The organism is Bradyrhizobium sacchari (genome assembly GCF_002068095.1).
Taxonomy (GTDB): Bacteria; Pseudomonadota; Alphaproteobacteria; order Rhizobiales; family Xanthobacteraceae; genus Bradyrhizobium; species Bradyrhizobium sacchari.
In genome coordinates, this window is record NZ_LWIG01000012.1 from 38,105 (window position 1) to 51,651 (window position 13,547).

The 13,547-nt window shown below is 67.5% G+C and carries 13 protein-coding genes and 1 pseudogene; 4 read left to right on the plus strand and 10 right to left on the minus strand.

The window, feature by feature from the left end; all coding sequences use genetic code 11:
• Positions 1–261 precede the first annotated feature (261 nt).
• Positions 262–864 (minus strand): hypothetical protein, encoded by a 603-nt coding sequence (locus tag A5906_RS15345; protein WP_245326746.1) that lies wholly within the window; start codon positions 862–864, stop codon positions 262–264.
• Between the two features lie 332 nt (positions 865–1,196).
• Here A5906_RS15345 and A5906_RS44445 point away from each other — a divergent pair.
• From A5906_RS44445 to A5906_RS44455, 3 genes and pseudogenes are all read left to right on the plus strand, one after another.
• Positions 1,197–3,120 (plus strand): beta strand repeat-containing protein (locus A5906_RS44445; protein ID WP_245326747.1); only part of this gene is annotated, 1,924 nt, incomplete at its 3' end.
• 523 nt (positions 3,121–3,643) lie between these two features.
• Positions 3,644–3,902, plus strand: a 259-nt coding sequence (locus A5906_RS44450) for an autotransporter domain-containing protein (RefSeq protein ID WP_245326764.1), incomplete at its 3' end; no start/stop codon positions are given.
• Between the two features lie 2 nt (positions 3,903–3,904).
• Positions 3,905–4,521: pseudogene (locus A5906_RS44455) on the plus strand (autotransporter outer membrane beta-barrel domain-containing protein); the annotation flags it as partial.
• Between the two features lie 79 nt (positions 4,522–4,600).
• On the opposite strand, the gene gspM reads toward A5906_RS44455, so the two are convergent.
• From gspM to A5906_RS15395, 9 genes are read right to left on the minus strand one after another with little or no spacing between them, the layout of a single operon-like run.
• A complete protein-coding gene (gene gspM, locus A5906_RS15355; RefSeq protein WP_080136215.1) occupies positions 4,601–5,191 on the minus strand; it encodes a type II secretion system protein GspM in 591 nt (196 codons plus the stop codon).
• On the minus strand, positions 5,188–6,225 hold the full coding sequence (locus tag A5906_RS15360; RefSeq protein WP_080136217.1) for a PilN domain-containing protein: 1,038 nt from the start codon (positions 6,223–6,225) through the stop codon (positions 5,188–5,190). Before A5906_RS15360 ends, gspM begins: the two co-directional genes overlap by 4 nt.
• Before the next feature lies 1 nt (position 6,226).
• Complete coding sequence (locus tag A5906_RS15365; RefSeq protein WP_080136220.1) at positions 6,227–7,141, minus strand: type II secretion system minor pseudopilin; 915 nt, start codon at positions 7,139–7,141, stop codon at positions 6,227–6,229.
• A complete protein-coding gene (locus A5906_RS15370; RefSeq protein ID WP_080136223.1) occupies positions 7,138–7,842 on the minus strand; it encodes a prepilin-type N-terminal cleavage/methylation domain-containing protein in 705 nt (234 codons plus the stop codon). Before A5906_RS15370 ends, A5906_RS15365 begins: the two co-directional genes overlap by 4 nt.
• A gap of 11 nt (positions 7,843–7,853) precedes the next feature.
• On the minus strand, positions 7,854–8,249 hold the full coding sequence (locus A5906_RS15375; RefSeq protein ID WP_080136225.1) for a type IV pilus modification PilV family protein: 396 nt from the start codon (positions 8,247–8,249) through the stop codon (positions 7,854–7,856).
• On the minus strand, positions 8,227–8,721 hold the full coding sequence (locus A5906_RS15380; RefSeq protein ID WP_080136227.1) for a prepilin-type N-terminal cleavage/methylation domain-containing protein: 495 nt from the start codon (positions 8,719–8,721) through the stop codon (positions 8,227–8,229). The genes A5906_RS15375 and A5906_RS15380 overlap by 23 nt, the downstream gene beginning before the upstream one ends.
• Positions 8,684–9,139 carry a type II secretion system major pseudopilin GspG gene (gene gspG / locus A5906_RS15385; protein ID WP_080136229.1) on the minus strand — a complete coding sequence of 152 codons (456 nt, stop codon included), beginning with the start codon at positions 9,137–9,139 and terminating at the stop codon, positions 8,684–8,686. Before gspG ends, A5906_RS15380 begins: the two co-directional genes overlap by 38 nt.
• A gap of 19 nt (positions 9,140–9,158) precedes the next feature.
• On the minus strand, positions 9,159–10,370 hold the full coding sequence (locus A5906_RS15390; RefSeq protein ID WP_080136231.1) for a type II secretion system F family protein: 1,212 nt from the start codon (positions 10,368–10,370) through the stop codon (positions 9,159–9,161).
• Between the two features lie 5 nt (positions 10,371–10,375).
• Complete coding sequence (locus tag A5906_RS15395) at positions 10,376–12,061, minus strand: GspE/PulE family protein (protein ID WP_080136543.1); 1,686 nt, start codon at positions 12,059–12,061, stop codon at positions 10,376–10,378.
• A 234-nt stretch (positions 12,062–12,295) separates the two neighbouring features.
• Here A5906_RS15395 and A5906_RS44460 point away from each other — a divergent pair.
• Positions 12,296–13,547, plus strand: a 1,252-nt coding sequence (locus A5906_RS44460; RefSeq protein WP_283807692.1) for a secretin N-terminal domain-containing protein, incomplete at its 3' end; no start/stop codon positions are given.

A 13,547-nucleotide genomic window follows, 5' to 3' on the forward strand; every position in this document is an offset into this window, starting at 1 on the left:
CCGCCACGCCGAACGCGGCAAGACCGAGGTGAACGATCACGAAAGGCAGGATGGCCAAGTTCAACACCACGGCCACCAGGAAAGCCATCGCATTCCACGCGGAGTTCCCCAAGAGATCGGGCGGTCTTTTTCTCGAAGTCATGCCAGCCACCCGGCCGTACCCTCACCAAGCCTTTGCCACCTCGTCAATCAAGGTTCCCCCAAGCAGCGCGAGACGGGCTAGCAGCCAGGGCACGGATTGTCGATAGCCTGCGGAGGCAACTATCGTTTGGCATCCGCGGGGGCAGCCGCCGCGGGGGCTCCCGCCGGATCAATCGGGCGCTGGAGCGCCAGGACCTCGCTGCGATCACCCTGCTTGAACGTCACCTCGCGCGGCTGAACAGCCGTGAGCGACCAGCCGCCGAGCGTTTCCCCCTGCCGCAGGCGCACGACCTTCTGGTCGATACGGCTGACCAGAATGGCAATGCCGTCGCGCTCGCCAACCACGGCCCCCACCAAAAGCAGCGGGGGCGGCGCCTCCACCGGCTTGGGCGGCGGGGCGTCCTGCACCTCTTCAACCGACGCTCCCGCAACCGGGCGCGGCGGCGGCCGGCGCGAGGCCGAGAAGATCGGGCGTTCCTGGGTTGCGGTCAGCGCCGAGAGCGGCACGGACCAGAGCGGATTGCCGCGGGGACCCGGTTTGGTCACAGCCTGCGCCGGCCGCTCAATCGGCCTCACCGCGCCGACATCGACGCCCTCGGCAGGACTGCCTGCGGCAGAGTCTGGCATGATGTCCATGCGCGAGGAGGTGGCGGCCGGTGTCGCGGCACCGCCCAGGACCGTCCACAGCGCAACCAATCCAAGCGCTCCGAGCCACCCGGACATCGAATTCCCTTGCAAGATCCCTTGGACCGCGGGCCCCCGCCAGCGTGCGGGGAGGCAATCCGGGGCAAACTAGGCCCGCTGGACCCCACCATCAACCCGTCCCGCGTCGGCCCAATCCGGCCGCATCCCGCCCCGCATAGGTTGCAATGCGCGGAAAATGTTGCCCAACGGCCACGATTGCGGAAATTGCCTGCGGATCAGGCCCGGGCCCCCGCGGGGTTAACCCCGTTCATTGCAGTGCACAGTGGCGCCATGAGATCGTGGCGAAGGCGTACGGCCGCATCGCAAGCAGGAGTTGTGTTCTTGCGATGACTTTCTGATTTGAGAGCCCGATGGCCGGACCGAAAATGGCGCGCGAGATGACCGGATACCGGCCCCGGTCCGTCACACACCACGCGCTGGCGACCCTGCTCGCGACGACCGGGCTCGGCGTCGTCGCCGCACACGCCGCGGACGGCACCTGGACCGGCGGCGGCACCGACTGGACCAATCCGACCAACTGGTCATCGAACCCGAGCGTGCCGAACGGAACCGCGACCTTCACCAACACCGGAAGCGCGAACGTCGACAATCTCAGCGGCGCCGTGGCCATCGGGACGGTGCAGTTCACGAACAATGCGCAGGCCTACACGGTCACGATCGGTAACGCATTCACGGTCAGCGGCACCGGTATCATCAACAATTCGGGCAACACCCAGAACTTCGTGTCCGCGTCCGGCGGCATCAATCTGGTGTTCCAGAACAGCAGCACCGCCAGCGGCGGCACCGGCGCGGTGACCATCACCACCAACAACGGCGCGACGACGAGCTTCAGCGGATCGGCGACCGGCGGGAGCGCGCGCTTCGTCACCAATGCCGGCGGCACCGTCAACATCTCGGGCCTCACCAATGGCGGGATGGCGAGCGGTTCGATCGAAGGCGGCGGCGATTATTTGCTCGGCGCCAACACGCTCGCCACCGGCAGCCTCAACACCTCGACCCAGGTCGACGGCGCGATCAACAGCACCGGCGGCGGGCTGACCAAGGTCGGCACCGGCACGCTGACGCTCACCGGCATAAATGGCTACACCGGCGCGACGACCATCTCGGCCGGAACACTGGCACTCTCGGGCATCGGCAACATCTTCTCCTCCAGCGTCGTCGCGGTGGACGCGACCCTCGACGCCACGGCGGCCTCCGCGCAAACGGGGATCACGACGTTGGCCGGGGGACCGGGCGGTGTCGTGCGGATGGGATCCTTTGGACTGTTCATCGCCAACGGCTCGACCGAGTTCGCAGGCAGCATCCAAAGCACGGGCTTCGCCGGAGTCGAGATTGGCGGTGGGACGCAAACGCTGTCCGGCGTGAACACCTACACCAACGCCACCCAGATCGATTCGGGCGCCACACTGGCGCTGAAGGGCAACGGCTCGATCGCGAATTCGCTCTACGTCGCGTTCGCGGGCACGGGCGCAACGCTCGATATTTCCCAGACCACGTCCGGGACGTCGCTGGCGCAGATGACCTCGTTCGGCACCGTCGGCACCGTCGCGCTGGGATCGACGACACTGACGATCACGGCCAACAGTGGCACGGCCTTCGGCGGCGTGATCCAGGACGGCGGCATCGGTGGCGGCACCGGCGGCAATCTGTTGATCGCGAACGGGGGACTGCAGCAGCTCTACGGCACCAACACCTATACCGGCACCACCACGATTGCGAGCGGCGGCGAACTCGACCTGGTCAATCTCGCCGGCAGCGACGGCAGCATCGCGACCTCGCGCAACGTCATCGCCAACGGCGTCTTCGACATCCAGAACTTGAGCGCCGGCACCTCGATCAAGTCGTTGTCGGGTGCCAGCACCGGCCGCGTCAATCTTGGCGCCAACATGCTGACCATCACCAACGGCAACGGCAATTTCGCCGGCGTCCTCGACGATGCCGGCTCCGGTGGCGGCCTGACGCTGACCGGCGGCATGCAGACGCTGTCCGGCAACAACACCTATACCGGCGCCACCATCATCAACGGCGGCACGCTGGTGGTGAATGGCTCTATTCTGCAGAGCGCCGCCTTCGTCAACGCCGGTGGCACGCTCGCAGGTACCGGCTCCCTCCGCGTCGTCACGGTCAACGGCGGCACGCTCGCGCCGGGCACTGCAGGCGCGGTCGGGACGCTGTCGATCAACGGACCGCTCGGCTTCACCGCGGCCTCGACCTATCTGGTGCAAGTCTCGTCCACCACGGCCAGCCTCGCCAACGTCATCGGCGGCACCGCCANNNNGGCGGGGCGACGGTGAGCGCGAACTTTTCCCCCGGCACCGTCAAGAAGCAGTACACGATCCTGACCGCCACCGGCGGCCTTGGCGGCACCACCTTCAATCCGGCCGTCGTCTCCAACGTGCCGACGCTGAATGCGAGCCTGAGCTATGACGCCAACGACGTCTTCCTCAACATCAACGTGAACTTCACGCCCGCCAGCGGCGGCCTCAACGCCAATCAGCAGAACGTCGCGAACACGCTGACCAATTTCTTCAACGCGACCGGCGGCATTCCCGCGGCCTTCGCCGCGCTGAGCCCGGCCGGGCTGACCACCGTCTCGGGCGAGCTCGGCACCGGCATCTTCCAGTCCGCGATCAATGCCAACGGCCAGTTCCTGGGCCTGATGCTCGACCCGACCATCATCGGCCGCTCAGGCGGCTTCGCCAAGGCGGGCAGCGTCGCGCAATTCGCCGAGAGTGACGATGCCACCGCCTACGCCAGGATGCGTCCGGCCAACGCGCGCGAGCGCGAGGCCTATGCGATGGCGACCAAGGCGCCGCTGCTCTCCTCACAGCCGAGCAGCCGCTGGAGCGTCTGGGCGGCGGGCTATGGCGGCGCGGCCGATGTCGGCGGCAACGCTTCCGTCGGCTCGCAGGACCTGACCGCACGGGTCTGGGGCGGCGCGGCCGGCGCCGATTACAGGATTTCGCCCGAGACCCTCGTCGGCTTCGCGCTCGGCGGCGGCGGGCTGAACTATTCGGTTGCGAATGCGATCGGCTCGGGCGCGGCCGATTTGTTCCNNGCGTCTATGGCCGGCACAATTTCGGACCGGCCTATATCTCGGCCGCCCTCGCCTATGGCTGGCACGACGTCACCACCAACCGCACCGTGGCGTTCGCCGGCGCCGACCACCTCCAGGGCCGCTACAAGGCCGACAGCTTCTCGGCCCGTTTCGAGGGTGGCTACCGCTTCGCGACGCGGATGATCGGCATCACGCCCTATGCGGCGGCGCAGGTGACGAATTTCAACCTGCCGAACTATTCCGAAACCAGCCTCAATGGCGGCGGCTTGTCCGCGCTGAACTACGCCGCGCAATCACTCACCGACACCCGTTCCGAACTCGGCCTGCGCACCGACAAGTCCTATGCGATGCAGAACGGCGTATTGACCCTGCGCGGCCGCGCCGCCTGGGCGCACGACTACAATCCGAGCCGCGCCGTCACCGCCCTGTTCCAGACCTTGCCGGGCACCTCGTTCGTCGTGAACGGCGCCAGAGCCGATGCCGAGTCCGCGCTGGTCAGCGCCAGCGCCGAGATGAAATGGCTGAGCGGCTTCTCGCTCGCCGGCACCTTCGACGGCGAATTCTCCGGCAACGTCACCAGCTATTCCGGCAAGGGCGTGTTCAAGTACGCTTGGTGAGCTGATCTATAGCGTTTTCGAGCGAAGTGGATACCGGTTCGCGTAAAGAAAACGCGTCAAAACAAAGGCTCTAGCCACCCTACTTCGCCGCCTGCCACTGGCCGGAGACGCCCAGGATTACCCTGACACGACCGCTGGGCGCATCGCCAAGCGCGGTGGCCTGCGGCACCTGGATGTCGAGCTGATCGACGAACAGGAACGGCATGCCGGCCTCGATGTCGTAGAGCAGCTTCTGCAGCGCGGGCTGCTCCAGCTCGCAGCTCAGGACAAGGCCGACCAAGCCGTCCTTCGTCTGCGCGCCTGCGACGTCCACCTGCGAGGACTGCACCGAGCCGCCGACATTGCCGACGGCGGCCGCCACCCGCTGCAGCAGATTGGCGCCCGCGACCGTCACGGTCGGCCCTTCCAGGAACGGCGTGCCGGGATGATCGGCCGGCGCCGTCGCGGCGTTCCTGGCGCCGCCCTTGCGGCCGCGTAGCTGATCGAGCAGGTCGGAGGTCTCTGCCAGCGCCTGGCGGTGGGCGATGACATCGGCAATCGAGAGCCCGGCCATCAGCAACAGCCCGCCGGCGATCGCGATGTAGAGCGAGATCGCAATCAGCGGCGAGCCGGTCAGCGCCCGCGTCACGGCGTTTCCGCTCGCGACCTTGCTGCTCATCGCGTTGCTCATGGCGCATTCCTCGGTTCGACCTGCGCCTCGATGTGGAAGCGCTCGCCGGGATCGGTGGCGCTGCGCGTCGTCGGCGCGTAGAAGGTCGCGCGGGTGAAATGCCGGGACTGCTCGATCAGCGGGATCAGCGAGGGCGCATCGCGGGTGATGCCGCCGATCTGGATCCTGTTGCCGGCAACATGAAGCTCGGTGACGTAGGTATGATCGGGCAAAAGCCGGCTCAGCGACTCCAGCACGATCACGCTCGCCGCGGTCTCGTATTTGCGCCGCTCGAGCCGCGCGAGCGGAGAGCGCTCGTCGCCGTCGCTGCCGCGCAGAGCGGCGCGGCGCCGGGTGATCTGCCGTTCGAGCTCGCTCTGCTGCGTGCTGAGGCTGTCGGCGAGGTAACTCGCGGCAACGGACCCGGTCACTGCGGCGACCGCAGCAAATGCCAGAACGGCTTGCAGCGTGCGGCTCAGCCGCACCGGGTCGACGGCGCCGCGCGATTTCTGCTCGAACACCTTGATGCGCCGGCCCTCGGCCGCCTCCGTCACGATCGCGATCGCGGAGGGATGGAAAGCGGACAGCGCCTCGACATAGCCCATCGCCAGCCGGCGCGGTGCCGCGGCGACCTCCGTGGTGATGCTGTCGCTGCCATGCGCCACCGGCGGACTGCACCCGAATACGGCCTCGGTCGCGCTCCACGGCGTCAGCCGGTCGATCTGGGCCCGCACGATGCCCTCCAGGAAATCGGCCGCACGGGCCGGCAGCTCCAGGGGGCGCAACAGGAAGCGCGTCGGCTGCAGCACGATCTCGACGCGGCTGCCGCGGACGATCTGGGCGAGATTGGTGCCCACGAACTTGCCGTCCCCGAAGGCGATCTCCTTCGGTGCGTTCTCGGGCTTCGAGGCCTCCAGCGCGAATGCGCCGGTCCCGGTCTCGACCAGCCGCACCACGCGCGGCGCCACCAGCCGCTCCATGGTGGCAACGATCGTGCCGGCGACGGTGCCGGTCCAGGCGTCGAGCATATCGCGAAGGAAATTGAGCGAGCTCATCTCACAGGGGCTTTCCGGCAGAGCCGTCGGAGGCGTTGTGCCATGACAATACACGATAGGGTTCATCGCCACTTTCGAGCAGCAGGATGACGATCTCGGCCGAGCTGCGGCGGTGCGACGGCGCTTCGACGGCGACCGTCATCCGATATGCCTTCGAGCCTTCGATCGTCGCATCGGCGCTGCCGGCAAGCCCGACCAGCGCGCGCGGGTCGACTTTCGGATCGTCGCGGTCGCGCAGCACCTGCTGCAGCGTCTCCGGTGTCATGCCGGGGAGCGCCGCCACCACCTGTGGTGCCGCGTCGAGCACGTTCACGGTGCGCATGTTGCTGAACACGGTGACGAATGGCATCACGCGTTCCACCACCGTGGACGGAATGCCGCACACCAGCCAGAGCTCGTCGCTGTGCGGAAACGGCGCGTGCCGCGGCAAGTACGACGCGCCGAGCGTGCGATAATAGGAATCCTCCGGATTGTCCTGTCCCGACTCCGTCGACGAGCGCCAGGCCAGGATCCTGTCGGCATAATCCGACGCATCGCTCGCGGAGACGCCGAGTGCCGTCATCAGGCCCGCGAGCATCGGCTTCGGCGCCATGTTGAGGTCGATACGCGCCGCCTCCGAGCGGAACGTCACGCTTACTTGGCCGGCCCCGACGCGGGCATTGAAGGTGCCGCTGGTCGGACGCGCCGCTCCGTTCTGCGCGGTCAGCCGGTAGGCGGCGAGCTCGAGCCCGGCATTCGTCAGCGCGTCGGCCTGCAGCCGCTCGGCGTTGACGGCGACCGTGACCGCGGTGTTGGTGACGTAGGTCAGATAGATCAGCGCCAGCGCGGCCAGCGCCGTCAGCATCCAGAGCACCGCGACCACGATGAAGCCGCGGCCGTCACCAGGCGTCGCACGGTCGGGCCTCGCGCCACTCACGGCTGCCGCTCCTCTTTCGCCGGCTGTTGCGGCTGGGGGCCCGCCGCCACGCAGGTCACCGGATTGTTGGCCCGCGCGCATTCGGCCGGCGCCGTGATGTGAGGGATCACCGCGCTCGACGCCGCCAGCACCTGGCCGCTGGCAACGTCACGCACGGTGATGCGGATACGGGCCGGCAGCTGCGGCTGGCCGCGCCAGGTCGGCTGCCACTGACCGTCCTGCCCGGCATAGGCGAAGCTGACGCGGAACGGCGCCCGCATCAGCACGACCTGGTCGGCGAAGCGGATCTGTCCGTCCGCAGGCATCGGCTGGAACGGCGCGCGCTCGCGCACCAGCGCGAGCCCCTGCGCGTCGGCCTTCTCGATCAAGCGGATGAAATCGAGCCCGGGGCGCGCGCTCGGGCCGAGCGCGGTGCGCAGGAACGTCACCGACAATTCGGCGCCGTCGAACAGCGGTGCCTTGGCATCGCCATTGACCGTCATCTGCTCGGCGACCGAGAGGTCGGCGATGATGCGGTCGAGCCCGGTCGCGAGGCGCTCGGCGCGCTGCACGCGGGCGATGCCGCGACCCCAGTTCGGCAGCCATTGCGCCGTCACCGTCGCGAGTGCCGCCAGAATGACGCTCATCAGCAGCGTCGCGAGCAACACTTCGAGCAGGGTGAAGCCCGCCTCGTCGGCGAGTGCGCGGCGCAGGCGTTTCATGGCCAGTCTCTTCACTGCGAAGCCCTCGGCACCAGCTTCACCGTGGTGACCTCGATCGCAGCGCCGTCGGCGCGCTGGAGGCGTAGATTGACGGCCATCGGCACGAAACGATCGCCGTCGGGATTGCCGCCCGTCACGTTCATCGGCGCAACTTCGACGCGCCAGCGGCTGCCGGCTGTTTCGCCGCTCTGCCGTCCGGGTTTCAGCAGCGACCGCGCCGGAAGGCTCGCAAGCAGGGTCTCCGCCGTGCCGGCAAGCACGAGACGCTGATCGATCGCGCGCGTGCCCTTCACTGTGGCGGCGATGACCGAGCCGATCGTCCCGAGCACGACAGCGATGATCGCGAGCGCGACCAGCGCCTCGATCAGCGTGAAGCCGGCGGCGTCAGAGCAGCTTCTGAGGGACAATCTCGACACCTCCGGTCAGCCAGTTGACGCGCACCTCGTAGCCCATGCCGGGCCGCGCCAGCGCAATCGTTCCCCCGCACGACATGCCCGACGGAAAGAACTCGATCGACCGTCGCGTCGCGCGATCGGCACAGCGCGAGGCCAGCATCGCCTGCATGACCACGTCGCCCGGCAGGCGGATGGTCCGCCCGGTGACGCCGGAACGGATCGCGCGCGCCTCCGCGTCCACCTGCGTCGTCACCCGGACCTGCCGGCGCAGCGCCGCGCTGCGATCGGCCTTCAACAGCGCCGCGGTCTCGACCGCATAGCTTTGCAGCCGCGCCCGGGTCGTCGTGCGCGGGACCGCCGGCAGGATAATGGCGGCGAGCAGGCCGATGATCGCGAGCACGCACAGGATCTCGATCAGCGCGAAGCCGTGCGCATCGCGGATGTCCTCAGCGCGCGCCGCTGACAATGTCGGCTGCCGTTCCACTGCCGCCTTCCTGACCGTCCGATCCGAGCGAGATGATCTCGTAGGGCGCGCTCGCGCCCGGCGACCGATAGACGTAGATGTGGCCCCACGGATCGCTCGGCACCACGCCGCCGCGCAAGTAAGGCCCGTTCCAGCCGGACTGGTTGGTGTTGCGGGTCAGCGCCGCGAGGCCTTCATTGGAGGTCGGATAGCGGCCGAGATCGAGATAATAGAGATCGAGCGCGCTGGAAAAGCTCTCGATCTGGATCTTCGCCGCCTTCGCCTTGGACTCGCTGAGATAGTTCAGCACGCGCGGGCCGACCAGCGCCATGATCATCCCGATGATGGTGATGACGACCAGCATCTCGACGAGGGTGAAGCCCGCCTCCCCACGGCCCGCGCGCTGCAGACCGCGCCTTGCTGATGGATGTATGGTCACGTCAAGCTTCTCCCGTTCCTTATCCGACAATCTGGCTCACCGACATCAGCGCCGTCATCACCGACGTGATCAGCCCGCCGACGACCAGCGAGATCGCGATGATCGCCGCCGGTCCCGCGATGCCGACGGCGCGGTCCAGCGTACGCTGCAGCTTGGCCTCGTAGAATTCGGCGACCCGACCGGACAGCATCGGCAATTGCCCGGTCTCATCGCCGAGCCGGAGCATGCGCACCGCCATCGCCGGCAATGCCTCGGTCTCGGCCAGCGCATCGGAAAGTTTCGAGCCATGGCGGACGCGATCGGCGGCCTCGCTCCAGAGCGTGGACGGGCCGGTCGTGGCCATCATGTCGATCAGGATGCGCAGCGTGGTGGTGAGATTGACGCCGCTGCCGAGCAGCAGGCCGAGATTGCGGCAGAACAGCGCCGTGCGGTACGCGCTCATGACGTTGCGGATCACCGGCAGCCGCGTGATCGCATCGGTGATGCCGCGGCAAATGCGCTCCTGCCGCAGCAGAAGCCATGTCGCGGCGATGACGCTCGCAAGGCCGGCCAGGACCACGTCGGAATTGCCGCGCAGGAAGGTCGAGATGTTGAGGAAGACGCCGACGACCGGATCGACCTTGGCACCGAAATCCTGCAACACGGATGCGAACTGCGGCAGTACGAAGGTGAGGAAGAACAGCAGCACGCAGCCGGCAGCGCCGAGCACGAACAAGGGATAGCGGATCGCATCCGACAGCCGGCGCCTCAAGGCCTCGCTGCGCGCGCGTTCGCCGGCGAGCACCTCCAGGACCTGATCGAGGGAGCCCGAGGCCTCGCCGACCCGCACCAGCGCGATGTACATCGGCGGAAACAGCCCCTCATGCCGCGCCAGCGCCTCGGCGAAGCTCTCGCCCGAGACGACGCGGGAACGGATGTCGGCGACGACCGGCCGCAGCCGGCCGAAATCGGGATCGGCCGCGAGCAGCTCCAATCCGTCATTGATGCGGGCGCCCGCCCGCAACAGCAGCGCGAGATCGCGGGTGAAGATGGTGACGTCTTCCGGCTTCGGCCGGTTGAACAGGCCGCTCACGCGGCCGGCCGCGCCGCCCTCCTCCGGCGTGACGTTGTCGACCAGGACGAGACCGAGCCGCTCGATCCGCTGCGCGACGTCGCTCGCCGCGGGCGCGGCGATGGCCCCGGAGACCAGTTCGCCGTTGGTGTTGAGCGCGCGGTAGCGATAGTTCGGCATGGGCGTCAGCGCACCGTCGTAACGCGGAAGACCTCGGGCACGGTGGTGAGCCCGGCCCGGCATTTGGCCACCGCGTCCTCCAGCATCGTGGTCATGCCGCCCCGCATCGCGGCGGCGTCGATCGAATGGGAGTCGGTCTGCGGTCCGACCAGCGCGCGCACCTCGTCGGACATTTCGAGGATCTCGAACGCGCCGTTGCGGCCGCGGTAGCCGGTGCCGCCGCAGCGCTCGCAGCCACCAGCCCCGTACACGACTTCGCCGCACCTGAACCCGATCACCGCAAGGCGCGGGTCGCCGGCAAGATCGGCCTCCGTCAAGGCATGCGGCACCTTGCAGCGGTCGCAGAGCACGCGCAAAAGGCGCTGCGCCACCACCGCGCGCAGCGTCGACTTCAGCAGGAAGCCCTCGATACCGAGATCGATCAGACGCGGCACGGCGGCCGCCGCCGTCTCGGTGTGCAGCGTCGTCAGCACGAGATGGCCCGTCAGCGCGGCATGGATGGCGATATGGGCGGTCTCGGCGTCGCGGACCTCGCCAACCATGATGACGTCCGGGTCCTGGCGCACGAAAGCGCGCATGGCCGCGGCGAAGGTCAGCCCGATCGACGGCTTGACTTGGGACTGGTTGATGCCGGGAATCTCGTATTCGACCGGATCCTCGATGGTGAGGATTTTTCGCGTGGGCTCGTTCAGGATCGACAGCATGGTCGCGAGCGTCGTGGTCTTGCCGCTGCCGGTCGGGCCCGTCACGACGATCATGCCGTGCGGCATCGTCAAGAGCCGCGTCATCACGCTCTCGTCGCGTGCGGCGAGGCCAAGCTTGCTCATCTCCAGGAGGCCACGGTCACGCGGCAGCACGCGGATGACGGCGCTCTCGCCATGCTGCGTCGGCATGGTGGCGACGCGGACGTCGATCTCGTTGCGCCCGACGCGCACGCGCGCCGCGCCGTCCTGCGGCAGGCGGCGTTCCGCGATGTTGAGGCTGGCGAGAATCTTGATGCGCGAGATCAACGCCTGCGGCGGGATGCCGTGCGGCGAAGGCAGTGCGCGCAAGAGGCCGTCGACGCGCATGCGCACCGCAAGTCCGGCGCGGAACGGCTCGACATGGATGTCGCTCGCACGCAAGTCCACCGCGCGCTCCAGGAGATCGTTGAGCGCGCGCACCACCGGCGCACCGCTGGCGAGATCGCGCAGGCTTTCGATGTCGTCGTCGGACTGCTGCTGCAACCGCACGCCTTCATCCGCTCTTGCTTCGGCGGCGCCGGTTCTCTGGTCGAGAGCTGTCGTAATATCTTCATATGACGCGACGACAATGTCGACCCGCGTGCCGAAGACAATCTCGGCGGCGCGGATGGCGGCGGCATCCAAAGGATCGGCAATCGCTATTCCATAAGCTCCGCTCGAAGAGCGGAACGGAAATACGGTCGATTCCCGCAGGAATCTATGTGAGAAGCCGTCGAGGCAAGGCGTGATTGACAGTAACTGCGGAAGACCCAGCCGCGGAAGTCGAAAATATTCCGAGACCTCGTCAGCAAATTCGGCTGACGAAAGGTCCATTGTCTCCCACAGCTCGCGGAGCGACCGACCGGATCCGGCATCCGTCGGACCGACGAGGTGCGCGAGCGCACGTGACGTCAGCGCGTGCTTTGCAAGAAGATGCTGCTTGAAGGTGTCGATCGCGACGTCTTGCATGCCCTTCACCGCACCACGCTCGTTGGCAACACGTCCATCCGTCCAGCTCACGACCATGGAGTCCACTGCAGGTTTACTAGCAAGAAATAGCAGCGGCGCAAATTTTGGCGCATACGATCCATGATGGATCAGCGACATTTTTCGGCCGCTCGAAGCGGCAGCCGTCATATTTCGTTCAAACTACTCCAGCCGCTATTGCGCCTTTGCTCAGCGTTGCCTGGAACGCTCATCCTGTTGTCGTCTGCTTTCCTGCTCGGCGCCTGCATCGTCACCGCCGACCAGTCGATCGAAGCCGATCCGAATGATCCGCGCGCCCAGGACATCGCCGACAAGATCCGCGCGCTCGACCTGCAGCCGCGTCGCGCTGCGGACACCGGCGCGGGCGGCATTGCCCAGGCGAAACCATCCAAGCCCGCGATCTACCTCAGCGACGGCGTGACGCCGCAGGGCGGCGCGTTGGCCGAGCGCGATGATGGCGGCGGCAGCGGCTACGATCTCAATTTCGAGAATGCGCCGGTTGCCACCGTGGCGAAGGTCATTCTCGGCGACGTGTTGAACGCCGGCTACACGATCGATCCGCGCGTGCAGGGGACCGTGACGCTGGCCTCGGTGCGCCCCATGCCCAAGGCGGACGCGCTCTACGTGCTGGAGAACGCGCTGCGCATGTCCGGCGTCGCACTGGTGCACGACCGCACCGGCTATCGGCTGCTCCCGGCGCCGGAAGCCGGCCCCGGCGGCATCGACCGATCGCTGAACGCCGCGGCCGGCCAGGGCATCACGGTGGTGCCGCTGCGCTATGTCTCGGCGCAGAACATCTTCAAGCTGCTTGACGCCTTCGGCGTGAAGGCCTCGACCATGCGTCCCGACAACACGCGCAACACGCTGATCATCAGCGGCAGCGGCACCGATCGGGCGACCGCGGTCGACACCATCCTCTCCTTTGACGCCGACTGGATGCGCGGACAATCCGTCGGCATCTTCCCGGTGCGCAATTCCTCGCCGGAGCCGGTCATCACCGAGATCGAGAAGATCATGGATTCCGGCGAAGGCGGCATGAGCCAGAACGTGATCAAATTCCAGCCGATCTCGCGGCTCAACTCGATCCTCGTGGTGAGCCAGAAACCGGAATATCTCAAGCGCGCCCAGACGTGGATCGCCCGGCTCGATCGCTCCGACACCGACGGGGTGAACCTGAAGTCCTATCCGCTGCGCTACGGCAATTCCAAGCTGATCGTGGCGCTGCTGAACGAGATGCTGCTCAACCAGGGCTCGGCGAGCAGTTCGACGCTCGACAACGCGTCTACTCAGATTGCGCCCGGCGCCGGCATGTCGACGACATCCTCCAGCAACCCCGTGGCGTCGCTGAGCGCATTGCCGACTGCCGCCGCGGGTGCGGCAACGCCGGTCACCGCTCCTGCCGGATCATCCTTCAGCGCCCGCCCCGCGCCGGCCGCCGCCGCGACGCCGGCGCAGGACAATGGCATCG